21 protein-coding genes and 1 pseudogene are annotated in these 25,712 nt (G+C 72.8%); 9 read left to right on the top strand and 13 right to left on the bottom strand.

The features are described from left to right. Nucleotides 1-15: 15 nt before the first annotated feature. From ACFZA0_RS32030 to ACFZA0_RS32020, 3 genes are all read right to left on the bottom strand, one after another. Complete coding sequence (locus tag ACFZA0_RS32030) at nt 16-264, bottom strand: hypothetical protein (protein WP_391023456.1); 249 nt, start codon at nt 262-264, stop codon at nt 16-18. A 97-nt stretch (nt 265-361) separates the two neighbouring features. Then, nucleotides 362-862, bottom strand: a complete 501-nt coding sequence (locus ACFZA0_RS32025) for a sigma factor-like helix-turn-helix DNA-binding protein (RefSeq protein ID WP_391023454.1) — start codon at nt 860-862, stop codon at nt 362-364. 278 nt (nt 863-1,140) lie between these two features. After that, a complete protein-coding gene (locus ACFZA0_RS32020; RefSeq protein WP_391023453.1) occupies nt 1,141-1,671 on the bottom strand; it encodes a MarR family transcriptional regulator in 531 nt (176 codons plus the stop codon). A gap of 168 nt (nt 1,672-1,839) precedes the next feature. Here ACFZA0_RS32020 and ilvA point away from each other — a divergent pair, with 168 nt between their 5' ends. The 3 genes from ilvA (at nt 1,840) to ACFZA0_RS32005 (ending at nt 5,360) form a co-directional block, all read left to right on the top strand. Continuing rightward, a complete protein-coding gene (gene ilvA, locus ACFZA0_RS32015) occupies nt 1,840-3,069 on the top strand; it encodes a threonine ammonia-lyase (RefSeq protein WP_391023452.1) in 1,230 nt (409 codons plus the stop codon). A 342-nt stretch (nt 3,070-3,411) separates the two neighbouring features. Beyond that, the gene (locus ACFZA0_RS32010; RefSeq protein ID WP_391023450.1) at nt 3,412-4,503 is read left to right on the top strand and encodes an ATP-binding cassette domain-containing protein; all 1,092 of its coding nucleotides are present in this window, start codon (nt 3,412-3,414) and stop codon (nt 4,501-4,503) included. Further along, nucleotides 4,500-5,360, top strand: a complete 861-nt coding sequence (locus ACFZA0_RS32005; protein WP_391023448.1) for an ABC transporter permease — start codon at nt 4,500-4,502, stop codon at nt 5,358-5,360. The genes ACFZA0_RS32010 and ACFZA0_RS32005 overlap by 4 nt, the downstream gene beginning before the upstream one ends. A 93-nt stretch (nt 5,361-5,453) precedes the next feature. On the opposite strand, the gene greA is transcribed toward ACFZA0_RS32005, so the two are convergent. Together greA and ACFZA0_RS31995 are read right to left on the bottom strand one after the other, a co-directional pair. Beyond that, the gene (greA, locus tag ACFZA0_RS32000) at nt 5,454-5,951 is read right to left on the bottom strand and encodes a transcription elongation factor GreA (RefSeq protein WP_391023446.1); all 498 of its coding nucleotides are present in this window, start codon (nt 5,949-5,951) and stop codon (nt 5,454-5,456) included. A gap of 168 nt (nt 5,952-6,119) precedes the next feature. Then, entirely contained in the window at nt 6,120-6,521 is a 402-nt protein-coding gene (locus ACFZA0_RS31995; protein ID WP_391023444.1) for a DUF4307 domain-containing protein, read from the bottom strand. A 170-nt stretch (nt 6,522-6,691) separates the two neighbouring features. Between ACFZA0_RS31995 and mca the strand changes: the two genes are divergently transcribed. Beyond that, nucleotides 6,692-7,543 carry a mycothiol conjugate amidase Mca gene (mca, locus tag ACFZA0_RS31990; protein WP_391023508.1) on the top strand — a complete coding sequence of 284 codons (852 nt, stop codon included), beginning with the start codon at nt 6,692-6,694 and terminating at the stop codon, nt 7,541-7,543. Between the two features lie 12 nt (nt 7,544-7,555). After that, on the top strand, nt 7,556-7,810 hold the full coding sequence (locus ACFZA0_RS31985) for a hypothetical protein (protein WP_391023442.1): 255 nt from the start codon (nt 7,556-7,558) through the stop codon (nt 7,808-7,810). 141 nt (nt 7,811-7,951) lie between these two features. Here ACFZA0_RS31985 and ACFZA0_RS31980 read toward each other — a convergent pair whose 3' ends face one another. Then, nucleotides 7,952-11,182 carry a tetratricopeptide repeat protein gene (locus ACFZA0_RS31980; RefSeq protein WP_391023440.1) on the bottom strand — a complete coding sequence of 1,077 codons (3,231 nt, stop codon included), beginning with the start codon at nt 11,180-11,182 and terminating at the stop codon, nt 7,952-7,954. Nucleotides 11,183-11,342: 160 nt separating this feature from the next. Further along, nucleotides 11,343-12,350 (bottom strand): thaumatin family protein, encoded by a 1,008-nt coding sequence (locus ACFZA0_RS31975; protein WP_391023438.1) that lies wholly within the window; start codon nt 12,348-12,350, stop codon nt 11,343-11,345. Between the two features lie 330 nt (nt 12,351-12,680). Here ACFZA0_RS31975 and ACFZA0_RS31970 point away from each other — a divergent pair, with 330 nt between their 5' ends. Continuing rightward, nucleotides 12,681-14,636 (top strand): sigma-70 family RNA polymerase sigma factor, encoded by a 1,956-nt coding sequence (locus ACFZA0_RS31970; RefSeq protein ID WP_391023436.1) that lies wholly within the window; start codon nt 12,681-12,683, stop codon nt 14,634-14,636. 168 nt (nt 14,637-14,804) lie between these two features. Here ACFZA0_RS31970 and ACFZA0_RS31965 read toward each other — a convergent pair. Then, a pseudogene (locus ACFZA0_RS31965) lies at nt 14,805-14,936 on the bottom strand (Uma2 family endonuclease); the annotation flags it as partial. A gap of 70 nt (nt 14,937-15,006) precedes the next feature. Here ACFZA0_RS31965 and ACFZA0_RS31960 point away from each other — a divergent pair. Beyond that, nucleotides 15,007-17,034 (top strand): DUF255 domain-containing protein, encoded by a 2,028-nt coding sequence (locus ACFZA0_RS31960; protein WP_391023434.1) that lies wholly within the window; start codon nt 15,007-15,009, stop codon nt 17,032-17,034. Between the two features lie 85 nt (nt 17,035-17,119). Here the strand turns inward: ACFZA0_RS31960 and ACFZA0_RS31955 are convergent, their stop codons facing one another. From ACFZA0_RS31955 to ACFZA0_RS31945, 3 genes are all read right to left on the bottom strand, one after another. Further along, the gene (locus ACFZA0_RS31955; RefSeq protein ID WP_391023432.1) at nt 17,120-17,779 is read right to left on the bottom strand and encodes a TetR family transcriptional regulator; all 660 of its coding nucleotides are present in this window, start codon (nt 17,777-17,779) and stop codon (nt 17,120-17,122) included. Next, a complete protein-coding gene (locus ACFZA0_RS31950; protein WP_391023430.1) occupies nt 17,776-19,389 on the bottom strand; it encodes a DHA2 family efflux MFS transporter permease subunit in 1,614 nt (537 codons plus the stop codon). The genes ACFZA0_RS31955 and ACFZA0_RS31950 overlap by 4 nt, the downstream gene beginning before the upstream one ends. Before the next feature lie 167 nt (nt 19,390-19,556). After that, nucleotides 19,557-20,273 carry a hemolysin III family protein gene (locus ACFZA0_RS31945; RefSeq protein WP_391023427.1) on the bottom strand — a complete coding sequence of 239 codons (717 nt, stop codon included), beginning with the start codon at nt 20,271-20,273 and terminating at the stop codon, nt 19,557-19,559. 407 nt (nt 20,274-20,680) lie between these two features. On the opposite strand from ACFZA0_RS31945, the gene ACFZA0_RS31940 reads away from it, so the two are divergent. Next, nucleotides 20,681-22,513 carry a phosphoenolpyruvate carboxykinase (GTP) gene (locus ACFZA0_RS31940; protein ID WP_391023425.1) on the top strand — a complete coding sequence of 611 codons (1,833 nt, stop codon included), beginning with the start codon at nt 20,681-20,683 and terminating at the stop codon, nt 22,511-22,513. Nucleotides 22,514-22,706: 193 nt separating this feature from the next. Here the strand turns inward: ACFZA0_RS31940 and ACFZA0_RS31935 are convergent, their stop codons facing one another. Further along, the gene (locus ACFZA0_RS31935) at nt 22,707-23,165 is read right to left on the bottom strand and encodes a hypothetical protein (protein ID WP_391023424.1); all 459 of its coding nucleotides are present in this window, start codon (nt 23,163-23,165) and stop codon (nt 22,707-22,709) included. 141 nt (nt 23,166-23,306) lie between these two features. Then, nucleotides 23,307-24,518, bottom strand: coding sequence for an aminotransferase class I/II-fold pyridoxal phosphate-dependent enzyme (locus ACFZA0_RS31930; RefSeq protein ID WP_391023422.1), 1,212 nt, complete (start codon nt 24,516-24,518; stop codon nt 23,307-23,309). A 330-nt stretch (nt 24,519-24,848) separates the two neighbouring features. On the opposite strand from ACFZA0_RS31930, the gene ACFZA0_RS31925 reads away from it, so the two are divergent. Then, nucleotides 24,849-25,706, top strand: a complete 858-nt coding sequence (locus ACFZA0_RS31925) for a trypsin-like peptidase domain-containing protein (protein WP_391023421.1) — start codon at nt 24,849-24,851, stop codon at nt 25,704-25,706. The last annotated feature ends 6 nt before the right edge of the window (nt 25,707-25,712 follow it).

Below are 25,712 nucleotides of genomic sequence, written 5' to 3'. Positions count from 1 at the left end.
GGACGGCCGGGCTCCTCACCAGTGGTTCAGCGGCGGAGTCGTCTCGGACGGCGGCTCCGCCCACGGGTGCGCCAGCACCGCCCACACGGTGAACGCCAGGGCGGCCCCGCACAGCAGCACCCACAGCGCGCGCCGTGCGCGGGCCCGGCGCCGCAGCGTCCGGCGGCCCCGGCGCTCCGCCCGCTCGCGGAGGTCGGGCGGTACGTGCGGCGGGTCCTGCTCCATGATCTGCCGTACGGCGGACTCCCGTTGGGCCCGGTTCACGCGCACCGCCCCCGGCACCCACGGGGCACCACGTACGCGCGTACCGGCCGGGCGGGCCCCCCGCGCGCGTACGGCGTGGCCGTCGTCGTCCGTCCGCTCACGGTGCCACCACCTTCGTCGTCCCGCCCACCACCGGTGCGCCCTGCCGCGGTGGGTGCAGGAGTGCCGTCGTCGCGCGGTCGCAGACCAGGCGGACGCGTTCCGCGGGCAGGCCCAGCAGGGCGGCCGTCTGCTCCTCGGCGAAGCCCTCGTACAGCCGCAGTACCAGGACCAGGCGCTCCTGCGGTCCGAGCGCGGCGAGCGGGCCCTCGCGCCGCGAGCGGGAGCGGCCGAGCCGGGCGTGCCAGGTCCCGTGGGCGAAGCGGGCGGCCAGGTACTGGCGCGCGTGGTCGTAGGGATCCTCGCCCCGCAGCCGGTCCCAGGACGCGTACGTGTGGGCGAGCGCGGTCGTCAACAGGCGCCGCGCGCGCGGGTTGTCGTCGGGCGCCTCGGCGGTGAGCAGCGTGCAGGCGTGCAGCAGCCGTCCGCCGGCGCCCGCCACGAACCACTCGAACTCCCGGGACCTGCGGGCCTCCTGGTCCGCACGTCGTCGTCGCATCGCGCCTCCCGCCCCGGGCGACACCGAGGTGTACGGTGCCCGGTCGCACGCACGGGAGCACCGTCACCGCGGTCACCGACGTACGCCAAGAGGGCCTGTTCTCATCTGAGTTCAGCGCGGGCCCGGGGTCAAGAGGCGGTGGCCCGCGGTCGCGGCGCCGGATGCGGGCGGGCGCACCGCGCGCGGGACCGGCCCCACCTCGGAGGAGCCGGTCCCGCGGTGCGCCGCCTGCCCGAGATCGTGTCCAACGGCCGGGCAGGGAAAGACAGTTGCCCTGTTCAGGAGGCCGGCGGCGCGTCCGTGCCGTCGTCCGCGCCGGTGGCCGGCACGCCGACGCCCTGTCCCGCGTTCGCCTGGCGCGCGGAGAGCGCGCCGTTGAAGCGGCTGAGGAGCGTGCAGAACGCCTCGCGCTCCTCGGGAGACCAGTCGCCGGTCAGCTCGGCCATCAGCCGGCGCCGGGACGAGCGCACCTCCTGGAGCCGGGCCGCCCCGCGCGGCGAGAGCTGGAGCACCACCGCACGGCCGTCCTCGGGGTGCGAGGTCCGCTTGACCAGGCCGGTGTCGACCAGCGGCGCGACCTGCCGGGTGACCGTGGACGAGTCGATGCCCATGCTCGCGGCGAGCGCCTTGACGCCCATCGGGCCTTCGGTGTCCAGGCGGTTGAGCAGCAGGTACGCGGCACGGTCCATGGAGTTGCGGACCTGCCCGACCCCGCCGAGCCGCGTCTGTTCGGCACGACGGGCGAACACCGCCACCTCGTGCTGGAGGGTGTCGAGAAGACCGGGGTCGCCGGCAGTCGTCATGTCCATCGACATTTCTGGTGTTGTGGGCATGGCCGGGAGCTCAATTCATGAAGGGGCTGCTGATTGGGGGACAGGGTACGCGGCCGGGGCGCGGGCCGTACCGGCGCTGCACGAACCGGTCTCGCAGGGTGAGCACGGCGCGAGGGGGCCGCGGTGAACTGCGAGACTTGGTTCATGAGCTACAGCACGGCAGGTCCTTTCGCGCCGGTCTCCCTCGACGACGTGCGCGGCGCCCAGAAGATGCTGTCGGGCGTGGCCCGCACGACCGCACTGGAGGGCAGCCGGTACCTGTCCGGCCTGGTGGGGGCGCCCGTCCACCTCAAGTGCGAGAACCTCCAGCGGACCGGCTCGTTCAAGCTGCGCGGCGCCTACGTGCGGATAGCCGACCTGCCGCCGGAGGAGCGCGCCGCCGGAGTCGTCGCGGCGAGCGCCGGCAACCACGCGCAGGGCGTGGCCCTGGCGTCCTCCCTGCTCGGGGTGCGGTCGACGGTGTTCATGCCGCACGGCGCGCCGCTGCCGAAGATCAGCGCGACCCGGCACTACGGCGCCGAGGTCCGCCTGGAGGGCGAGGTCGTCGACGAGACGCTCGCCGCCGCCCAGGAGTACGCGACCGCCACCGGCGCGGTCTTCATCCACCCCTTCGACCACCCCGACATCATCGCGGGGCAGGGCACGGTGGGCCTGGAGATCCTCGAACAGTGCCCCGAGGTGCGCACCATCGTCGTCGGCATCGGGGGCGGCGGCCTGGCGGCCGGTATCGCGGTCGCCGTGAAGGCGCTGCGGCCCGACGTGCGGATCGTGGGGGTGCAGGCGGCGGGCGCGGCGGCGTACCCGCCCTCGCTGGAGGCGGGCCGGCCGGTGTCGGTGGACGGCCCGGCGACGATGGCCGACGGCATCAAGGTCGGCCGGCCCGGCGACGTGCCGTTCGGGATCATCCGCGAGCTGGTCGACGAGGTGCGCACGGTCAGCGAGGACGAACTGTCCGCCGCGCTGCTGCTCTGCCTGGAACGGGCGAAGCTGGTGGTCGAGCCGGCCGGGGCGAGCCCGGTCGCGGCCCTGCTCAGCGACCCGCGCGGCTTCGAGGGCCCGGTCGTCGCGCTGCTGTCCGGCGGCAACGTCGACCCGCTGCTGCTCCAGCGCATCCTGCGGCACGGCATGGCCGCGCAGGGCCGTTACCTGGCGGTGCGGCTGCGGCTGACGGACCGGCCCGGCGCCCTCGCGGACCTGCTCGCGGTGGTGTCGGGGCTCGACGCCAACGTGGTCGACGTGAGCCACGTGCGCACCGATCCGCGGCTCGGCGTCACGGAGGCCGAGGTGGAGCTCCACCTGGAGACCAAGGGTCCCGAGCACCGTGCCGAACTGCTCGTGGCGCTCGGCGCGGCGGGCTACGCGGTCATCGGCTGACGACCGCGGGCGCGCCGCGCGGCGAACGGCAGGCACGCCTTCCGGGCCCGCGCCGCGCGGCCTCGGGGCAGCCGTGGCGGGGCCTCCCCGCGCCGGTCAGCATCCGTGCCCCGGCGGGCTTCACTCGTTCGGGGAACCCCGTTGTGAGACGCGATACATCGCGTTATGGTGTGTCTCGCTGGGTCGGCGCGCGTGACGGGGAGCACAAAAATACGCTTGTCGTGCGGTGCCCGCCGATGAATTCCGTGCGCCCGGCCGGTCGGAACGGCGTGGCATCCGCGACGGACGCCACGCCACGACAGACACCGCGCACCCGCATTCCGCAAACGACGGGGAGAGAACATGCCAGGCGCCATCTACGCCGAAGGTCTGGTGAAGACGTTCGGCGACGTCAGGGCTCTCGACGGGGTCGACCTAGACGTCCCCGAGGGCACCGTGCTGGGTCTGCTCGGGCCCAACGGCGCGGGCAAGACCACCGCCGTCCGCTGCCTGACCACGCTGCTGCGCCCGGACAGCGGGAAGGCGGTCGTCGCCGGGCTCGACGTCGTGAAGCAGCCCGACCTGGTACGCCGGTCCATCGGTCTCTCCGGCCAGTTCGCGGCCGTCGACGAGTACCTGACCGGCCGCGAGAACCTGCAAATGGTCGGCAAGCTCTACCAGATGAGGTCCAGGGCGGCGAAGCAACGGGCGGGCGAGCTGCTCGAACAGTTCCATCTCACCGAGGCCGCGGACCGGCCCGCCAAGACCTACTCCGGGGGCATGCGCCGCCGGCTCGACCTCGCGGCGGCCCTCGTCGTCTCGCCGCCCGTGATGTTCATGGACGAGCCGACGACCGGCCTGGACCCGCGCAACCGCCAGCAGCTCTGGGGGGTCATCAAGGACCTCGTCTCGGGCGGTACGACGCTGCTGCTGACCACGCAGTACCTCGAAGAGGCCGACCACCTGGCCCACGACATCGCCGTCGTCGACCACGGCAAGGTCATCGCGCGCGGCAGCTCCGACGAGCTCAAGGCCCGCACCGGGGGCGAGCGCGTCGAGGTCGTCGTCCACGAGCGGGAGCACATCACGCCCGCGTCGGAGATCCTGCGCGGCTTCGGCAAGGGCACCGTCGCCGTCGACGAGCACACCCGCAGGCTCACCGTCCCGGTGTCCGGCGGCGCCAAGCTGCTGGCCGAGGTCATCCGCGAACTGGACGGCCGCGGCATCGAGATCGACGACATCGGCCTGCGCCGCCCCACCCTCGACGACGTCTTCCTCTCTCTCACCGGTCACGTGGCCGAAGACGCCGAGAACACCGAGAACCCCGACAACACCGAGAACCCCGACGCCGCCGCCGGGTCCGACGAGACCGCCCCCTCCGCTCCCGCCGGGGACGACACCCCCGGCCGCGGGGACGACCAGGACCGCCCGTACACGAAGGAGACCTCCCAGTGAGTGCCGTCACCGAGGCCGCGGCCTCCCGCCAGGCGCAGACCGGCGGCGCCCTCTCCCGTTCCGTCCGGGACTCGCTGGTCGTCGCGCAGCGCAATCTGATCCGCATGTCCCGGATCCCCGAGGTGATCCTCTTCGGGCTCATCCAGCCGATCATGTTCGTCGTGCTGTTCAGCTACGTGTTCGGCGGCTCCATCAGCGTCCCGGGCGCGGGCCTGAGCGCCTCCGGGTACCGCGAGTTCCTGATGGCCGGCATCTTCGCCCAGACGGTGACGTTCGCCACCGCGGGCGCGGGGGCCGGGATCGCCGACGACATGCACAAGGGCCTCATCGACCGGTTCCGGTCGCTGCCCATGGCGCGCGGCGCGGTCCTGACCGGGCGCACGCTCGCCGACCTGGTGCAGACCGCCCTGACGCTGGTGGTCCTCGCGGTCGTCGCGGTCCTGATCGGCTGGCGCACGCACGAGAACTTCGGCGAGGTGCTGGCGGGGTTCGGCCTGCTGCTCCTGCTGGGGTACGCGTTCTCGTGGATCGGCGCGCTGATCGGCCTGTCCGTGCGGACCCCCGAGGCGGCCACCTCCGGCGGCCTGATCTGGCTGTTCCCGCTGACGTTCATCTCCAACGCGTTCGTGCCGGCGGAGAACATGCCGTGGTTCCTGCGGACCATCGCGAACTGGAACCCCTTCAGTGCCACCGTCCAGGCCTGCCGCCAGCTCTTCGGCAACCTCCCGGCGGGCTACCCGGTTCCCGACGCGTGGCCCATGCAGCACCCGGTGTGGGCGTCGCTGATCTGGTCGGTGCTGATCATCGTGGTCTTCCGCACCCTGGCCGTGCGCAAGTACCGCTCGGCCACTGCCTGACCACTCGGCGCGCCGGGCGAAGCCCGCGCGACGCACCGCACCCCGGCGCCGGAGGGCGCCGGGGTGCGGTCGGGCGATGCGGGGGGCGGCGGATCAGCCGTTGTAGGGCTCGGCCTTGATGATCCGCACGGCGGCCTTGCGGCCGTTGGGCAGCTCGTACTCGACGTCGTCGCCGACCTTGTGGCCGATCACGCCGGTGCCCAGCGGGGACTGCGGCGAGTACGTCTCCACGTCGGAGCTGGCGTACTCGCGGGAGGCGAGGAGGAACGTCAGGGTGTCGTCCTCGTCGCCGTCGAAGGCGATCGTCACGACCATGCCGGGAGCGACCACGCCGTCCGCGGCCGGCGCCTCGCCGACCTTCGCGTTCTCCAGGAGCTGGGTCAGCTGGCGCACACGGAGCTCCTGCTTGCCCTGCTCCTCCTTGGCAGCGTGGTACCCGCCGTTCTCGCGCAGGTCGCCCTCCTCGCGTGCGGCCGCGATCTTGGAAGCGATCTCGGTGCGCGCGGGACCAGACAGGTACTCCAGCTCGCTCTTGAGCTGGTTGTACGCCTCCTGGGTCAGCCAGGTGACGTTCTCACTGGTCTGGGTCACAGGTGCTCCTCGTAGGTACTGGGAATACAAAGCATCGCCCTACCCAGAAGAATGTTCCTTCACGGATGGGCGAAACCACGAGCCTAACAATTCAGCGGCGCAAGGGGGAGGACATAAGGCATCAGAATCACGTCCGAGCAGGTCAGCATGGACGTTTTCCGGCCGGTCTCACCCGGCGTGGCAGCCCACCAGCTCGGCGGTGGTGCCCCGGGCGGTCGTGCGCAGCGTGAGGACCTTGTCGACGGACGTGGCGTGCCCGTCGAACCGGAAGTCGGCGCGGCCCACCTCGGCACCGTCGGCGGACTGCGAACGCAGGGTGCAGTACCCGCCGGCGTCGGCGTCCTTGTGGACCTCGAGGTGCACCTTGACCGTCGTGTCGGACACGGCCTGGAAGGTCACCACCTGCGCGCTGATCTTGTTCTGGCCCACGTAGTGGTACGCGAAGTAGCCCATGAGGGCGATCAGGGCGGCACCGAACACGATCGCGGCCGTCCGCAGACCGCGGTTCGAGCGCTCGTCGGCGGGGCGCCCGTAGCGCCCTTCGGGGAGCCGCGTGCTCGCCGTACTCATGATCGTCCTCCCGGCAGCGGCGGGACCGTGTCCCGCGGGCGGGCCCCCGGATCCGGACCCGGGAATTGTTCGCCCTCCGATTCGGTCACTATAGAAGCCGCCCAACGCACCCGTTCACACCGGGCGCCGACTTACTTGAGGATTGAGTCTTGACTGACCAGCTGCGACTGATGGCCGTGCACGCGCACCCCGACGACGAGTCGAGCAAGGGCGCGGCCACCATGGCCAAGTACGTGTCCGAGGGGGTGGACGTGCTGGTGGTGACCTGCACCGGCGGGGAGCGCGGCTCCATCCTCAACCCGAAGCTCCAGGGCGACAAGTACGTCGAGGAGCACATCCACGAGGTGCGCAAGAAGGAGATGGACGAGGCCCGGGAGATCCTGGGCGTCAAGCAGTGGTGGCTCGGCTTCGTCGACTCGGGCCTGCCCGAGGGCGACCCGCTGCCGCCGCTGCCCGAGGGCTGCTTCGCGCTGGAGGACGTCGACCACGCGGCCGGCCAACTGGTCAAGCAGATCCGCGAGTTCCGTCCCCAGGTGATCACCACCTACGACGAGAACGGCGGCTATCCGCACCCCGACCACATCATGACCCACAAGATCACGATGGTCGCCTTCGAGCACGCGGACGACACCGAGAAGTACCCCGAGGCGGAGTTCGGTCCCGCGTACCGGCCGCTGAAGCTCTACTACAACCAGGGCTTCAACCGGGCGCGCACCGAGGCGCTGCACAAGGCGCTGCTCGCCCGCGGTCTGGAGTCGCCCTATGAGGAGTGGCTGGAGCGCTGGGAGAAGTCGGGCCACAAGGAGCGCACGCTCACCACGCACGTGCCGTGCGCGGAGTTCTTCGAGATCCGCGACAAGGCCCTCATCGCGCACGCCACGCAGATCGACCCCGACGGCGGCTGGTTCCGGGTGCCGCTGGACCTCCAGAAGGAGGTCTGGCCCACCGAGGAGTACGAGCTCGCGAAGTCCCGCGTGGACACGTCGCTGCCGGAGGACGACCTCTTTGCGGGCATCCGGTAGCCCTGAGGGACAATGCCTGACATGAGCGCTAGCGCGACCCTGGCAACAACGCATCTCACCTTCCTCGCGGAGGTCGACGAGAACAAGGTCACCCCCGGTGTCCTCGGCTTCATCGTCTTCGCGGTGATGGCCCTGGCCCTGTGGGGCCTGATGAAGTCCATGAACCGCCGGATGGCGAAGGTCGAGTTCAAGGAGGCCCCCGACCCGGAGGCCGCCGCGGGCCGCCCGTCGGAGATCACCGACGAGCCCCGGGCCCGCCGGAACTGACCGCGCCGCCGCGCGGACCGGTACGGGAACCACCCGGCGGGCACCGGCGCCCCTGCGGCGCCCGACCCGACGGGCGGTTCCCGTGTGCCGTGACGTCTGCGCGGGGCGACCGCGTCCCGCGCCGCTCCCGCCGGCACCGCCCTAGCGGCCCCGTGCCGCCGGCACCGCCACGCCCATGACCTCCCGGGCGTGCCGGTTGGGCACCATGCCCAGCCGCCAGCCCTGCCAGCCCGACTCCGGGTGCACCCCGCGGGTCAGCAGCAGCCGGTACGCCTCCAGGCACTCCTCCAGCTTCTCGTCGCGGGCCGGGTGCCCGGCGCGCGCCAGGCCGGCCAGTTCCTCCAGGGCGGCGGCCGTGTCGTCCTCCGCCCCGCCGGCCGCCGCGTACGGCAGCAGCGAGCAGCGCAGGAAGCGCGCCCAGTCCTCACCCCGCCGGTCGCCGTACGACGTGAACAGCGCGACGGCGTCCTCGCACAGCGACACCGCCCGGCCGGTGCGCCCGTTGCCCGCCTCGACCACCGCCAGCTCCAGGCAGGTCCACGCCTCGCCGTGCGCCACGCCGATGCGCTGGAAGTCGGCACGGGCGTCCACCAGCAACTGCCGCGCGAACCCCGAGTTGCGCAGCGACCCCGTCTGCGCCGCCCGCAGGTCCCGGGTCACCCGCGCGGAGTGGTGACGGGCGCACGCCAGGCCGTAGACGTCGCGGATGCGGGAGAACATCGTGCGGGAGCGTTCCAGTTCGCGCACGGCCCGGTCCAGGTCGCCGGACTCCTCCAGGGCCTGCCCGAGGTAGTAGACCGTCCACGCCTCGCCGCGCACGTCCTCGTTCTCCCGGTGGCGCAGCGCCGCGCGCCGCAGGCCGTCCACCGCCGGGGCCGGGTCGCCGGCCACCAGTCGCGCCCGGGAGAGCTGGGTCAACGCCCACGCCTCGCCGCGCGCGTCCCGGGTGCGTCCGTACCGGGTGAGCGCCTCGCGCAGTTCGGCCTCCGCCCGCGGTACGTCGCCCATGCGCAGGGCGAGCTGGCCGAGCTGGAAGTGCGCCCACGCCTCGCCGTGCACCGAGCCGCCCTCGCGGTGCAGGACCAGCGAGCGGGTCAGCAGGTCCAGCGCCTCGACGGGGTTGCCCCGGTCGCGCTCCACGGCCGCGAGCGCGTGCATCGTCCACGCCCGGTCGGTGGCCAGCTCCGGCGGCGCCTGGAGTTGCAGCGCCTCCCGCAGCTTCGCCGACGCCTCCGTCAGGTTGCCCTGGTGGTGCAGGGTGATGCCCAGCGAACCCAGCGCACGGGCCGCCCCCGCGTCCTGCCGTGCCGACACGTACAGGTCGACGACGGACGTCAGGGTGGTGCGCGCCCGGTCCAGTTCGCCGAGCTGGCGGGCCGCGATGCCGGTGCGCCAGCGCACCGACCGTACCAGCGGGTCCTCGACGTCGCCGCCCTCGCGCAACGTCGCCAACTCGCTGATCTCGCCCAGGCGGTAGAGGTCGCCGCGCAGCAGGCAGTAGTCGCACAGGGCGCCCAGCAGGTTGAGCACCGCCTCGTGGTGGACGCTCTCCGCCTGGCGCAGGGTCGCCGTGATGAAGCTCGACTCGTCGTCCAGCCAGCGCAGCGCCTCGTCCAGCGAGGCGAAACCGTGCGGTCCGAACCGGTCGGAGCGGGTCGACATGTTGCCGTCCACCAACCGCAGTACGGAATCCGCGAGTTCGGCGTAGTTGACGATCAACCGACCCTGCGCCGCCGTGCGTTCGGCCGGCTGCTCCTCGTCGAGGAGGCGGGCGTGCGCGAAGGCGCGGACCAGGTCGTGCAGCCGGTAGCGGTGGCCCCGCACCCGGTCCACCAGGCCGGCCGCCGACAGCACCGCCAGGTGCCGGGCCGCCTCCGTCTCGTCGGTGGCGAGCAGTGCCGCCGCGGCGGCGGCCCCCAGGGACGCCCGCCCGGCCAGGGCCAGTCGGCGCAGCAGCCGCCGGGCGGTGTCGCGCTGGTCGGTGTAGCGCAGCCACAGCGCGCGCTCCACCGGGTCCACCGGCCCGTACGCGTCGAGGTCGGTGACGAGCTGTCCGTACGACCGCTCGCCCAGCGACGACCCCGCCACGCGCAGCGCGAGCGGCAGACCGCCGCACAACTCCCTTGTGCGTTCGGCCGATTCACCGTCGTACGGGGCCGAGCCGTCCTCGGCGACGGCGTTCAGGAGCTCCTCGGCGCCCGCCGCGTCTAGGGCGTCGACGGGGAGCCGGTGCACCCGGGCGGGCAGGTCGGCGGGGAGACCGGCCGGCCGGCCCAGCGGTTCGCGCGCGGTGATCAGGACGAGGCTGTCGGACCGTTCGGGCACCAGCGCGCGGACCTGCTCGGGGTCGGCCGCGTCGTCCAGCACGACCACCACCGACAGCCCCGTCAGGTGCTGTTGGTACAGCTCGCTCAGCCGCCTGACCTGCTGCTCCGCCGAGGACCGCTCCCGGAACAGCAGTTGCTCGCGCGGCGCCCCGAGCCGGTTGAGCAGGTGCAGCAGCGCGTCGCGCGTGGACAGCGGGGGCAGGCCCGCGCTGTCGCCCCGCAGGTCCACGACGACGGCACCGCGGAACTCGTCCCGCAGGTCCAGCGCGATCCGCACCGCCAGCGTCGTACGGCCCGAGCCGGGCGCGCCGTGCAGCACCACGACCGTCGGCCGGGTCTCGGTGTCCGCCCGCGCGGCGCGCACCCACTGCCGCACCTGCGCCACCTCCCGGCGACGGCCCGCGAACGGACCGTCGGACATGGGGAGTTGGTCGAAGGACTGCTCAAGCACCGTTCGCCTGCGGGCCGCCGCGCTCTTGTCGGCACCGCGCAGCCGGGGTGCCCCCTGCCGCGGGCCGGCCGCCGCGTCCAGCACCCGCTGCTGCTCCAGGAACGGGCGGATGCCGCGCACCTCCAGCGCGCTCAGCCACCGCAGCCTCAACTGCTCGACACCGCCGGGCTGTCCGGCCGCTCCCGCGTGATGGTGGGCCGCCGGCAGATGGGCCGCGGCGACCTTCGCCACCGTCGCCGCCGCGCCCACCACCCCCACGGTCACGCCCGCCCCGAACGCCGTCCCGACCCCGGTGCCCAGCGCCGCGTCGGCGACCACCGCCGCCACGGCCGCCGCACCCGCGACCCACAGCGGGGTGCCGGCGCCGTCCCGCACGTACCGCTGCGCGAAGCTGAGCCGGCCGGCACGCGCCGCGTCCAGCGCCTCGGTGTAGGCCGCGTACTCACCGGCCGCGGCCTGCGCCATCGTCTCCAACGTGCCGCGGCCCCGCGACAGCAGGACGTTGCCGTCGAGGCGCCCTCCCGAACGGCGCACCTCGTCCTCCACCGCGCGGGCCAACAGCCCCTCGGCCTCCACCCGATGCCCGTCCCGCATGCACGTCCCCCTCCAGCGGCCCGCCGTCCCGGGCCGTCCGCCCGGGATTAATGAGTGTCCTTCGTGCAACGCCGCCGCGCGAGAGGCCCGTTGGGATCAAGGGGGGCCTCCGTACGGGCCCGGTGCGCGGAGGGGGCCGGTGGGCGACGGCGGACGGCCGTCAGGACGTCCCGAAGGTCACCCGGTAGTAGCAGGCACCCTTGCAGGACATGGTCGCCGCGTCGTCGAAGGCGTAGGAGTAGGCGTACGGTTCGGCCTTCTTGAAGACCTGGGTGTAGTCGACCGGCCACTTCGACGGCACGCAGTTCTCGCGGCCGGCCCACGCGCCCCGGCAGCAGTACGTGTCGCCCCCGAACGCGGCGCACGGCGGTTTGCAGCCGATCGGCTGCCCGCCGGACAACTGCCGCATGGCAGCGGGGCAGTCGACCTCCGAGGTGCAGGTGCCGCGGTAGCAGCCGGACGCGTCGACCGGGTCGGTGGTCGTGGTGTGCGAGATGTTGACGAACATCGGGAGGTTGGAGCCGTCGACCATGCTCACGTCGTAGAAGTCCAGGCCGGCGTAGGCGGCGAAGCTGAACTCGCCAAGTGTCGTGGGCGGGTTGGCGCCCTCGCACACGGAGGTGCAGTCACCGCCCGCGCAGGTCCCGGCGGCCGAGGAGACGCATCCGGTGCGGCCCCAGATCCGGCCGCCCCAGTTGCCCGCCACGGTCACCGAGGTGGACTGCCCCGGGGCGAGCCTGCGCCCGGCCGGGTAGGCGGCCGTGTCGGTGGCGACGGCCCAGACGGTCTGCGCGGTGTGGTTGACCATCGTGATCACGCGCTGCCCGGCCGGTGCGCCGGCAACGCCCGTGCTGGGAGCGGCTGTTGCGGCTGCCCGGGGCGAACCGGTCCTGCTCGCCGACGGCCTGGGGGAGGCGCCGGCGGAGGCGCGCCGCGTGCGGGTCGCCGTGGGGGAGGGGGAGGCGGGGTCGGAGTCCCGCGCGGAGGCGGCCGCGGACACCCGCGTCCCGATCGCACCGTCCGCCGCGGGGTCGGGCACACCGCCGCCGGACGGCGGCCACGCCACGTAGGTGACCAGGGCCGTCACGAGGACGGTCAGGGCCGCGCCGGCCGCGTACCAACGGCGTTGTCGTGCGGGCCTCGTTGCGTGCCGACCGCTTCGTGCCATCCTCGCGCCTTCCTCGTACCCTGTGTGCTCCGATCACGCGTACTCGCGTCGTGCCGGAGACCGGGCGGGGCCGGGCGCGACAACACAAATTCGTCGACGGGACGACGGGACGACGGCGCGGCCCCGGCCGCACGGGAGGCGAGGCGAGGCGCCCATCGCGCCCGAGGCGTCCGTGTCGCCCGACGAAAGACCCCGGCGACAAGGCGCCCCGCTTTTTGTGTTGTCGGGCGCCGTGCTCCCGGTCTCCGATGCAGCAGACGTCCTCCCGGCCCGTTCCGCGGACCGTGAGGAGACGCCACGGCAGGACCCACACGCGGAGGAACGGACCCCATGCCCAAGACCCACCGGAGTGGACCAGGCGCCGGGACGGTGACGGCCGCGCGGGCCGGTGACCGCCGTGCCCTGGACGAGTTGCTGACGCAGGTCCTGCCGCTGGTCTACAACATCGTCGGCCGGGCCCTGAACGGCCACGCCGATGTCGACGACGTCGTACAGGAGACCCTGTTGCGCATGGTGCGAGGGCTGCCCGGCCTGCGGGACCCGGCCGCGTTCAGGTCCTGGCTGGTGGCCATCACGATCCGGCAGGTGCGCGACCGCGAACGGCTGCGGGCCGCGGCCCACGGCCGCAGCGCGGACCTCGCGGACGCGGAGGCGCTGCCCGACCCCGGCCCCGACTTCGCGGGACTGACGATCCTGCGCCTCGGTCTCACCGAGCAGCGCCGCGAGGTCGCCGCGGCCACCCGCTGGCTCGACCAGGACGACCAGCAACTGCTGTCCCTGTGGTGGCTGGAGGAGACCGGCGAACTGGACCGCGCCGAACTCGCCGCCGCGCTCGGCCTGTCCGACCGGCACGCGGCCGTGCGGGTGCAGCGCATGAAGAAGCAGATGGAGACCTCGCGCGTGGTGGTGCGCGCCCTGGAGGCGACCCCGCGCTGCGAGGGGCTCGGGGAGACCGCGCTCGCGTGGGACGGGGTGCCGAGCCCCCTGTGGCGCAAGCGGTTCGCGCGGCACGTGCGCGGGTGCGAGGTCTGCGACGGCCTCGACCGGGGCCTGCTGCCGATGGACCGGCTGCTCGGCGGCCTGCCCCTGCTCGCGCTGCCGCCGACGCTCGACCCGGCGCGGGTCATCGCGGCCGTGACCGGCAGGGCCCCGGCGCCCGGCGACCCGGGCACCTCGTCGTCGGCGCACACCGGCGGCCCGGGGCGCGGACGCGCCTCGCACGCCCGCCGCGCGGGGCGGGGCGCGTCGCGTGCGGGGCGCGTCCTGCCCCGGTCCGTGCTCGCGGGCACGGCGGCGGCGGCCGTGACCGTGCTCGCGCTGGTCGCGGCGCACCTGACCGGCGGCCCGTCGGAACCCGCCGCGCGAGTCACCACCCCCGGCCGGGCGGTCGCGGCACCGGCCTCGGTGTCCCCGGCGCCCTTGCCGGACGCGTCGCCCTCCCGGTCGGCGAAGGCGTCCGCGTCCGCGTCGCCGAGCGCCACGCACAAGAAGCCGGCGGCCACGCCGACGGCGACCCGCCGGGCCGCGGCCCCCGCCGCCCCCGCTGTCCAGGGCCCCCGCAAGGGAGTCGGCGTCTGGTCCTTCGACGGGGTGAACCAGGCCCTCGCGTCGTCGGGCGCCGGCTGGTACTACACGTGGTCGACGCAGCACCCGGGGATCACGACCCCGGCGGGCGCCGACTTCGTGCCGATGATCTGGGGCTCGGCGTCCGTCACGGACAGCGCCCTCGCGCAGGCCCGTGCGAACGGCCCCTACCTGCTGGGCTTCAACGAGCCCGACATGGCGGCCCAGTCGAACATGACCGTCGACCAAGCACTCGCGCTGTGGCCCAAGTTGACGGCCACCGGCAAGATCGTGGGCAGCCCGGCGGTCGCCTTCGGCGCGGACCGGGCCGGCGGCTGGCTCGACCGGTTCATGACGGGAGCGGCGGCCAAGGGCCTGCGCGTCGACTTCATCACCCTGCACTGGTACGGCGGCGACTTCCGCACGCCGCAGGCGGTGGACCAGCTCACCTCGTACGTCAAGGCGGTGTACGCCCGCTACCGCAAGCCGATCTGGCTGACCGAGTACGCCCTGATCGACTTCTCGAACGGTACGAGCTTCCCGTCCCCGTCCCAGCAGGCCGCCTTCGTCACGGCCTCCACCAAGGCCCTCGACGCGCTGCCCTACCTCCAGCGCTACGCCTGGTTCGGCCTGGGCGCGGACCCGTCGGCCCCGAGCAGCGGCCTCTACACGAACGGCACGACACCGACGGAGGCGGGAACGGCGTTCCGGGCGGCGCGGTGAGGACGGCGCGGTGAGGACGGGACGGTGAGGGCGGCGCGGCCACGAGGGAGAGGGCAACGCCCGCCTTCGCCGTGCCGGTACGTGCTTGGGACGGGTCCCTGAAGGGCGACCTGTCGGCTCAGCCGACGAGAGGCGACAACCCCGGTCCGGGCTGTTCGTCAGATGGGATCCCGCTTTGGCGTACTGGTCCACCTTCACGATCCGGTCGGTGGTCTCCGACCCCGGCGACACGACCTCGACCACGAGGAGCACGTGCTCCGGACGAGTGGGCGTCAGGTCGATGGTCTCCGCACGGTAGACGTGACATCCGGACGAGCGGGCCCGTCGGTGTCTCACCGGTCGCGGTGGACGCTGTGAGAGGCTGGGCCGTATGAACCGGTTGGCTGGTGTGACCTCGCCTTATCTGCTTCAGCACGCTGACAACCCGGTCGACTGGTGGCCCTGGACGCCGGAGGCGTTCGAAGAGGCCCGTCGGCGCGACGTACCCGTTCTGCTGTCGGTCGGATACTCGGCATGCCACTGGTGCCACGTCATGGCGCACGAGTCCTTCGAGGACGAGGAGACCGCCGCCTACCTCAACGAGCACTTCGTGAGCGTCAAGGTCGACCGCGAGGAACGGCCCGACGTCGACGCCGTGTACATGGAGGCCGTGCAGGCCGCCACCGGTCAGGGCGGGTGGCCCATGACCGTGTTCCTCACGCCCGACGCCGAGCCCTTCTACTTCGGTACGTACTTCCCGCCCGAGCCCCGGCACGGCATGCCCGGGTTCCGGCAGGTGCTCGAAGGGGTGCGCCACGCCTGGACCGAGCGGCGCGACGAGGTCGCCGACGTGGCAGGGAAGATCGTGCGGGACCTCTCCGGGCGGGAGATCTCGCACAACGGCAGCGAGGCCCCCGGCGAGGGTGAACTCGCCCAGGCACTGCTCGGGTTGACCCGCGACTACGACGCGCAGCGCGGCGGATTCGGTGGGGCGCCGAAGTTCCCGCCGTCCATGGTGCTGGAGTTCCTGCTGCGCCACCACGCCCGCACCGGCGCCGAGGGCGCGCTCCAGATGGCGGCGGACACCTGCGAACGCATGGCGCGCGGCGGCATCTACGACCAGCTCGGCGGCGGCTTCGCCCGCTACTCGGTCGACCGGGACTGGCAAGTCCCGCACTTCGAGAAGATGTTGTACGACAACGCCCTGCTGTGCCGCGTCTACGCCCACCTGTGGCGGGCCACCGGATCGGACCTCGCCCGGCGGGTGGCGCTGGAGACCGCCGACTTCCTCGTGACCGAACTGCGCACCTTCGAGGGCGGGTTCGCCTCCGCGCTCGACGCCGACAGCGACGACGGGACCGGCGCGCACGTCGAGGGCGCGTACTACGTCTGGTCGCCCGAGCAGCTCGCGGAGGTCCTCGGCGAGGACGACGCCGAACTGGCCGCCCGCTACTACGGCGTCACCGCGGAGGGCACCTTCGAGGAGGGCTTCTCCGTGCTCCAACTCCCGGTGCAGGACGAGGTGTTCGACGCCGACCGCATCGCGGGCATCGCCCACCGGCTGCGTGCCGCGCGCACCCGACGCCCCGCGCCCGGCCGCGACGACAAGGTCGTCGCCGCTTGGAACGGCCTCGCGGTCGCGGCCCTCGCGGAGACCGGCGCCTACTTCGACCGCCCCGATCTCGTCGAGGCCGCCGTCGGCGCCGCCGACCTGCTCGTCCGCGTCCACCTGGACGACCACGCGCACCTGTCCCGCACCAGCAGGGACGGCCGCGCGGGCGCCAACTCCGGTGTCCTGGAGGACTACGCGGACGTCGCCGAGGGATTCCTGGCCCTCGCCTCCGTCACCGGGGAGGGCGTCTGGCTGGAGTTCGCCGGGCTGCTCCTGGACCACGTGCTGACCCGCTTCACCGACGGGTCGGGCGCCCTCTTCGACACCGCCGTGGACGCCGAGCGGCTGATCCGCCGGCCGCAGGACCCCACGGACAACGCCACTCCGTCCGGCTGGACCGCCGCGGCGGGCGCACTGCTCGGCTACGCGGCGCAGACCGGCGCCGAGCCCCACCGCACCGCCGCGGAAAGGGCGTTGGGCGTCGTGAAGGCCCTCGGCCCGCGCGTCCCGCGGTTCGTCGGGTGGGGGCTGGCGGTCGCCGAGGCGCTGCTCGACGGGCCGCGCGAGGTCGCCGTCGTCGGCCCGTCCCTGGACGACGACGCCACCCGCACCCTGCACCGCACCGCGCTGCTCGGCACCGCGCCCGGCGCGGTCGTCGCCGTCGGCGTTCCCGGCGGCGACGAGTTCCCGCTGCTCGACGGGCGGCCGCTGGTGGACGGCGCCCCGGCCGCGTACGTCTGCCGGAACTTCACCTGCGACGCCCCGACGACCGACCCGGAACGGCTCCGCGCGGCGCTCGGCGACTGAGCCGGCCGGGGCGACCGGGCGGGACGGGGCGGCGCACGCCCGGGACGGGGCAGCGCCCGCCCGGGTCCCGCCCCCCGTCCCGCCCTCAGCCCGCCGTCCCGCCGGGGGCGCCGGGGGCGGCGGGCAGGCCGCGCTCCAGGACGTCCAGGGCGCGTTCGGCGAGTTCCTTGAGGTCGTCCTCGTGGTCGTGGTCCGCCCAGTACAGGGTGGTCTCCATCAGGGCGCCGACCAGCGCCATCGCGTACACCCGCACCTCCAGCGACTGCGGGTCGCCGCCGGTGCGTTCGGCGATCACGCCGCAGAGCATGCGGCCGGTCACCGACATGGACTCCATCATCCGCGAGCGCACCGCCGGCACCTCGGCCGTCAGCCTGGCCCGCAGCCTGCTGACGGCGAGGTCCTCGTCGATGCCGACGGCGATGGCCTCGCGGACCACGTGCCGGATGGACACCGGCCACGGCTCGTCGGCGGGCCGCATCCGCAGTTCCGCCAGCATGACCGGGTCCCACTCGTCCGTGAGGACGATGTCCTCCTTGGTCGGGAAGTACCGGAAGACGGTGGACGGCGACACCTCGGCGCGTTCGGCGATCTGCTCGATCGTCGTCGCGTCGTACCCCTGCTCCTCGACCAGCGCGTACATCGCGGCCCGGATGCCCTCGCGGGTCTTGATCTTCTTCCGCTCCCGGAGCCCCGGGCGGGGGTGGTCGGCGGGGGGTGTGATGCGTGCGGCCGTCATGAGGGTCATTCTCGGGCATCCACCTGGGGAAGGGCCACGCCCGGGGTCCGCGGGGGGACACCTTCCGCACTCCCCGCCCCGCCGTCCGCCCCGTCGTCGGTCCGCACGTCCGCCGTCTCCGCGGCGTTCGGCAGCAGTGCCGCTACCAGCAGCGCGGTGACGAGGGCGGCGATCCCGCACACCAGCAGGACGAGACCCATGCCGTGCACGTACGCCGCGTTCGCCGAGGCGGCGAGGCGGGCCGAGCCGGTCCGGTCCGCGACCAGGTGGGCCGCGACCACCGACTCACCGGCCGTGTCCGCGGCCCGCGCGGCGAGTCCGCCCACGTCGAGGCGGTCCCGGAAGGCGGTGGCCAGCAGGCTGCCGAGCAGGGCGATGCCGACGGCGGAGCCGACCTGGCGCAGTGTCATCAGCAGTCCCGAGCCGCTGCCGGCCCGGTCGCGGGGGAGGGCGGCGAGGGCGTTGTCCATCGACGGGACGATGGAGAAGCCGAAGCCGACACCGGCGATCGCCAGCCACAGCGCGGTGAAGCCGTAGCCGGAGTCCACGGTGGTGCGGCTGCCGAGGAGGGCCGCGAAGGCGAGCACGACCAGACCCGCGCCGATGACGGCCCGTGCGCCGAAGCGCGCGACGACCGGCTGCGCGGTGCGGGCGGCGAGTATCAGGCCGCCCATCATCGGCAGCAGCCGCACACCGGTGCCCAGCGCGTCGTTGCCGAGGACCGCCTGGAGGTACTGCGGCAGGACGAACAGCAGGCCGGACAGGATGAAGGTCACCAGCGTCGCCGCGAGGGTGTTGAGCAGGAAGCCGCGGTGGGTGAGCAGGCTCATGTCGAGCATGGGCCGCGTGAACCGCCGCTCGCGCAGGACGAGGGCGGTCAGCAGCACCACCGCCAGGGCGAACGTGCCGAGCACCAGCGGGTCTCCCCAGCCGCGGTCCGGCGCCTCGATGATCGCGTAGACGAGGGCGGCGAGACCGCCCGCCGTGAGCGCGGCGGAGACCGCGTCGACCCGGGGCGAGGAGGGGTCGCGGGTCTCCGGCAGCAGCAGCACGCAGGCGGTGACGCCGATCGCGACCATCGGGATGTTGATCAGGAAGACCGAGCCCCACCAGAAGTGGTTGAGCAGCCAGCCGCCGATGATCGGACCGAGCGGCATGCCGAGCGCGGACGCCGCCGAGATGATGCCGACCGCCTTGGACCGCTCCGAGGGGCCGAACAGCGACGGCAGTACGGACATGGCCAGCGGCATCACCAGCGCGGCGCCGACGCCCATCACGGCACGGGCGACGACGACCCAGGTGACGTCCCCGGCCAGGGTGCCGATCAGCGACCCGGCGAGGAAGACGCCGAGGCCGCTGATCAGCACCCGGCGGCGGCCGAAGCGGTCCCCGAGCAGTCCCGCCGGGAGCATGAGCGCGGCGAAGACGACGATGTAGATGTCCGCCATCCACTGCTGTTGACCCGTGCTCGCGCCCAGTTCGGCCGCCATCGTCGGCAGGGCCACGTTGAGGATCGTCATGTCGAAGCCGAGCACCAACATGCTCGCGACCAGGGCCCCGAGGGCCCACCAGCGGCGGGGATCGCGCTGGATCCCGGCGTCTTGAGTGACAGTAACCATGAAATGAGAGTAACTGTCAAAAGGTGGTAGCTGTCAATGAGGGGTCGGTGTCAGGTCGGGAGGGGGCGTGTCCGGGCACGAAAAAACCGGCCACGGCGGAAGGCCGTGACCGGGAGGGGTGCCGGAGCGGAGGGGAGGGGGAGTGGGGGCCGGGGCCGCCCGGTGGGTCAGGCGTGCTGGTAGGCCACCAGGGAGATGCCCACGTAGTGCACGACGAAGGCCGCCAGGGTGAGGGAGTGGAACACCTCGTGGAAGCCGAACCAGCGCGGTGACGGGTTGGGCCGCTTGATCCCGTAGATCACGCCGCCCGCGCTGTAGAGCAGTCCGCCGACGACGACCAGGACGAGGACGGCGATGCCGCCCGTCCGCATGAAGTCCGGCAGGAAGAAGACCGCCGCCCAGCCCATCGCGATGTAGCAGGGGGTGTAGAGCCAGCGCGGGGCGCCGACCCAGAAGACGCGGAAGGCGATGCCCGCCGCCGCGGCCGCCCAGATGCCCCAGAGCACCCACTGGCTCTTGGCGTCGGGCAGCAGCAGCATGGCCAGCGGTGTGTAGGTGCCGGCGATGATCAGGAAGATGTTCGCGTGGTCGAGGCGGCGCAGCAGGCCGCCCATGCGCGGCCCCCAGTTGCCCCGGTGGTAGAGGGCGCTCACTCCGAACAGCAGGCACGCCGTCAGGACGTAGATGCCGCAGGCGAGCCGGCCGCGCGAGGAGTCGGCGAGAGCGGTGAGCACCAGACCGGAGATCAGCACGGCGGGGAACATGCCGAGGTGCAGCCAGCCGCGCAGATGAGGCTTGGGGGGTTGCGGGAGCGTGAGCGCGACGGGACCGCCACGGTCGGTGACCGGCGTGTCCTCGGGCGCGTCGGGGGCGGACGCAGTCATGCGCGAATCGTACCTACGGAACCGTAAGTCGCGTATCAGTGCGGCTTGTCAGCCGATGGTGGACGGGTGGATTCCGGCCGTACGGCGGCGGGGCGGAACCGGCGGCGCGCCGCGCGCGGCGTCGCGTTCCCGTCACCCCCGGTCGTTCACACGCGCGTCTTCCCCGCGCCGCCGCCCGTCATTCGGCCGTCGTGCCAAAAGTCCTTACGGCGAACGTCATGTGGACGCAAAAAAACACGGTCACACGTGGCGAGGCTCACTTCGCTCGTATGTGAGGCCCCCTGGACAGATGGGCACTCGCATCGGAGGATCAAATGAGTGCGGTCGGCACCGGATGAGCGGAAGCAGGCGTCCGGGTCGCGGCCCCCACGGGGCAACCAACACAAATCCCTCATTTAGGAGCGATCGTGGCGCGCGACATCGCGGCACCCCCCGTCGTCCCCACCACCCACCGTGACCTGGTCGCGTGGGTGAACGAGATCACCGAACTGACGCAGCCGGACAACGTGGTCTGGTGCGACGGATCCGAGGCCGAGTACGAGCGGCTCGCCGAAGAGCTCGTACGCAAGGGCACCTTCAGGAAACTGGACCCGGTCAAGCGCCCCCACTCCTACTACGCCGCCTCCGACCCGACCGATGTCGCGCGGGTCGAGGACCGGACGTACATCTGCTCCGAGCAGGAGGAGGACGCCGGCCCCACCAACAACTGGATGGCTCCCGCCGAGATGCGGGAGACCTTCGAGGGCAAGGACGGCGACGGCGGCATCTTCCGCGGCTCCATGCGCGGCCGCACCATGTACGTCGTCCCCTTCTGCATGGGCCCGCTCGGCTCGCCGCTGTCCGCGATCGGCGTGGAGATCACCGACTCCGCCTACGTCGCCGTCTCGATGCGCACGATGACGCGCATGGGGCAGGCAGTCCTCGACGAACTGGGCGAGGACGGCTTCTTCGTGAAGGCCGTGCACACCCTCGGCGCCCCCCTCCAGGAGGGCGAGGCGGACGTGCCGTGGCCGTGCAACAGCACGAAGTACATCTCGCACTTCCCCGAGGACCGCGAGATCTGGTCCTACGGCTCCGGCTACGGCGGCAACGCCCTGCTCGGCAAGAAGTGCTACGCGCTGCGCATCGCGTCCGTCATGGCGCGCGACGAGGGCTGGCTCGCCGAGCACATGCTGATCCTCAAACTGACGCCGCCGCGCGGGGAGTCGAAGTACGTCGCCGCCGCGTTCCCGAGCGCCTGCGGCAAGACGAACCTCGCGATGCTGGAGCCCACGGTCTCCGGCTGGACCGTCGAGACGATCGGTGACGACATCGCCTGGATGCGGTTCGGCGAGGACGGCCGCCTCTACGCGATCAACCCCGAGGCCGGCTTCTTCGGCGTCGCGCCCGGCACCGGCGAGCACACCAACGCCAACGCGATGAAGACGCTGTGGGGCAACGCGGTCTTCACCAACGTCGCCCTCACCGACGACAACGACATCTGGTGGGAGGGCATGACCGAGGAGAAGCCCGCCCACCTGACCGACTGGAAGGGCAACGACTGGACGCCGGACTCCGACGTCCCCGCCGCCCACCCCAACGCCCGCTTCACCGTCCCGGCCGCGCAGTGCCCGATCATCGCGCCGGAGTGGGAGGACCCGAAGGGCGTGCCGATCTCGGCGATCCTCTTCGGCGGGCGCCGCGCCACCGCCGTCCCGCTGGTGACCGAGTCCTTCGACTGGAACCACGGCGTCTTCCTCGGCGCCAACGTGGCCTCCGAGAAGACCGCCGCCGCCGAGGGCAAGGTCGGCGAGCTGCGCCGCGACCCGTTCGCCATGCTGCCGTTCTGCGGCTACAACATGGGCGACTACATGGGCCACTGGGTCGACGTCGCCAAGGGCAAGGACCAGGCGAAGCTGCCGAAGATCTACTACGTGAACTGGTTCCGCAAGAACGACGCGGGCAAGTTCGTGTGGCCCGGGTTCGGCGAGAACAGCCGCGTGCTCAAGTGGATCGTCGACCGCCTCGACGGGCGTGCCGAGGGCGTGGAGACCCCGATCGGCGTGCTGCCGGCCAAGGGCGCGCTCGACACCGAGGGCCTGGACCTGTCGGAGTCCGACCTCGACTACCTGCTCACCGTCGACAAGGACGTCTGGCGCGAGGAGGCGGCCCTGGTGCCCGAGCACCTCAACACCTTCGGCGACCACACGCCCAAGGAGCTGTGGGACGAGTACCGGGCGCTGGTCGAGCGCCTGGGCTGAGCCCGACCCGACGTGCCCGTGCGGCACTCGAGTTCCGCGGCCGGCCGCGTTGCCCTGACCCGCGACGTCGTCACGGCCGGCCGCGGTGCACGCGGGCGCCGCCGGGAGACAGCACGCCGGCGGCGCGGCGCGGCACACGCGTGAGGGCGGGGACCGCACCCGAGAGGTGTGGTCCCCGCCCTCACGCGTGCGGTCAGGCGGCCAGGCCGCTGGGTTCCCCGGCGGCCGCGTGGGCGTCCATGCGCTCGGCGGCGAGGATGGCCGCCGCCGTGTCGGCGCGGGAGGCGGCGACGACCAGGGCGCGCCCGGCGAGCGCGTGCGCCCGCCGGTGGAGGTCGGCGGCCCGCGGGCCGCGGGCGGCGTCCGCCGGGGCGGGGCGCGCGGAGGGGCGGCTGCCCGACGGTTCCCGGACCCGCTCGGGGAGGGACGCTCCCCAGCGCAGCCTGGTCACCTGTTCGGCGAGGCGGCCCGCCGCCGCGTCCAGGTCGGCGGAGGGGGCCAGCAGGCGCAGCTCGTCCGTGACGGAGAGCAGTGCCGCGAGGTGCCCCGCGAGCTGGATGTCCAGCTCCTCCTCGCGCGTGCGGTGGGGGAAGTCGGAAGCGGGGCCGGCCACCGGGCTGTGGACCGACTTGGAGCGGATCGGTTCGTACATGGGACGGCCTCCTGACCGGGCAGGACACCATCCTACATTGGAACGCGTCTAAAGTTGAGCCGGTTCGCTCCACGGAACCGGGTGGGCACCGGCGGTGGCGGGGCCGGTACCCGGCAGGCGTCTAGGGCTGTCTACGGATGTCTACGGCTGTCCGTAACCGTCGAGGAAGCGGGCGATGCGGCCCACCGCGTCGCGCAGGTCGGTCACCGACGGCAGGGTCACCACGCGGAAGTGGTCCGGTTCGGGCCAGTTGAAGCCGGTGCCCTGGACCACCATGATCTTCTCCCGGCGCAGCAGGTCCAGGACCATCTGCCGGTCGTCCTTGACCTTGAACACCTTCGGGTCGAGCCGCGGGAACAGGTACAGCGCCCCGCGCGGCTTCACGCAGGTCACGCCCGGGATCTGGGTGAGCAGTTCGTGTGCGGTGTCGCGCTGCTCGCGCAGCCGTCCGCCCGGCAGGACGAGGTCCTTGATGGTCTGCCGGCCGCTGAGCGCCGCGACCACGCCGTGCTGGCCCGGCATGTTGGCGCACAGCCGCATGTTGGCCAGGATCGTCAGGCCCTCGATGTAGGAGTCGGCGTGCGCGCGCGGACCCGAGACGGCCATCCAGCCCACCCGGTAGCCGGCCACCCGGTACGCCTTCGACATGCCGTTGAAGGTCAGCGTCAGCAGGTCGGGGGCGACGGCGGCGGTCGGGACGTGCACGGCGTCGTCGTAGAGGATCTTGTCGTAGATCTCGTCCGAGCAGACCAGCAGGTTGTGGCGGCGGGCGATGTCGGTCAGGCCGCGCAGCACCGCCTCGTCGTAGACCGCGCCCGTCGGGTTGTTCGGGTTGATGATCACGATCGCCTTGGTGCGGTCGGTCACCTTGCGCTCGACGTCGGCGAGGTCCGGCATCCAGTCGGACTGCTCGTCGCAGCGGTAGTGCACGGCGGTGCCGCCGGACAGCGAGACCGCGGCGGTCCACAGCGGGTAGTCCGGCGCGGGGACGAGCACCTCGTCGCCGTCGTCGAGCAGGCCCTGCATGGCCATCACGATCAGCTCGGAGACGCCGTTGCCGATGAAGACGTGCTCGACGTCCGTCTCGATGCCGAGGGTCTGGTTGTGCATGACCACGGCGCGGCGGGCGGCCAGCAGGCCCTTCGCGTCGCCGTAGCCGTGGGCCGTCGAGACGTTGCGGAGAACGTCCTCCAGGATCTCGGGTGGGCATTCGAAACCGAACGCCGCCGGGTTGCCGGTGTTGAGCTTGAGGATGCGGTGGCCTGCCGCCTCCAGCCGCATCGCCTCCTCAAGGACCGGGCCACGGATCTCGTAGCAGACGTTGGCGAGCTTGGTCGACTGGATCACCTGCATGTCAAGGAGCTTACGGCCGGGTAACGGCGGACGGGTCGTGTTTTCCGCCACGCGGGGGGTCCCGGAGGTGCGGGGTGTGACGCGCGGCGGCTCACGGGGCGGCGCGTGCCCCGGGAGTGAGCCGCAGTGCGCCGGGGGTGCGCCGGCCGGGGGCCCGGTCCGGGTGCGACGTCAATGCGGCTTGCATTCAAGCCAGTTGGGCCGGCGGGGTGCATACCGCCCGTGCGACGACTCCTTGTCGCGCTCGTCCCCGTCACCTCAGAATGCACATGACAAGACACGAGGTGCCGGAAGATCTCCGGCCACCCACGTCTGCGAGGGGACCCCCACATGAACAAGCCTCTCCGCGCCGCGCTGACCGCCCTGGTGATCACCGGGACGGGCGCGGCATCCGCGGTCGCCGTGCCCACGGCGGCGTCCGCCGCGCCCGCGCCGGCCCCGGCCGCCGCGGCCGTGACCGTGAACTACGCCGGGACCGTGGCGCTCAGCAACTGTTCCGGCTCGGTCGTGCGCTTCGCGGACTCCGCGTCCGACGACCCGGCGCTGGTGCTCACCAACGGCCACTGCCTGGAGACCGGCTTCCCGGCCGCCGGGCAGGTCATCGTCGACCAGGCGTCCACCCGCTCCTTCGGCCTGCTGAACTCGGCCGGCTCCCAGGTCGCCACCCTGCGGGCGTCCAAGGTCGCGTACTCGACGATGACCGACACCGACATCACGATCTACCAGCTCACCCGAACGTACGCGCAGATCCAGAGCTCGTACGGCATCTCCGCCCTCACGCTCGCCAACACGCACCCCGTCGCCGGCACCGCGATCAAGGTCGTCTCCGGGTACTGGAAGCGGATCTACACCTGCAACGTCGACGGTTTCGTCTACCGCCTCAAGGAGGGCAGCTGGACCTGGAAGGACTCGCTGCGCTACACCGCCGCCTGCAACACCATCGGCGGCACCTCGGGCTCGCCCGTGATCGACACCACCACCGGGAAGGTCGTGGCCGTCAACAACACCGGCAACGAGGACGGTGCGACCTGCACGGAGAACAACCCGTGCGAGGTCGACGAGACCGGCAAGGTCACCGTGCGCAAGGGCATCAACTACGCCGAGGAGACGTACCAGATCGACGCCTGCTTCGGCGTGGACAACAAGCTCGACCTGAGCGCGGCGGGCTGCACCCTGCCCAAGCCGTGAGGATGC

The sequence above is a fragment of the Streptomyces sp. NPDC008150 genome, from assembly GCF_042956945.1.
GTDB lineage: Bacteria > Actinomycetota > Actinomycetes > Streptomycetales > Streptomycetaceae > Streptomyces.
This window is presented reverse-complemented; position numbering and strand designations above follow the sequence as displayed.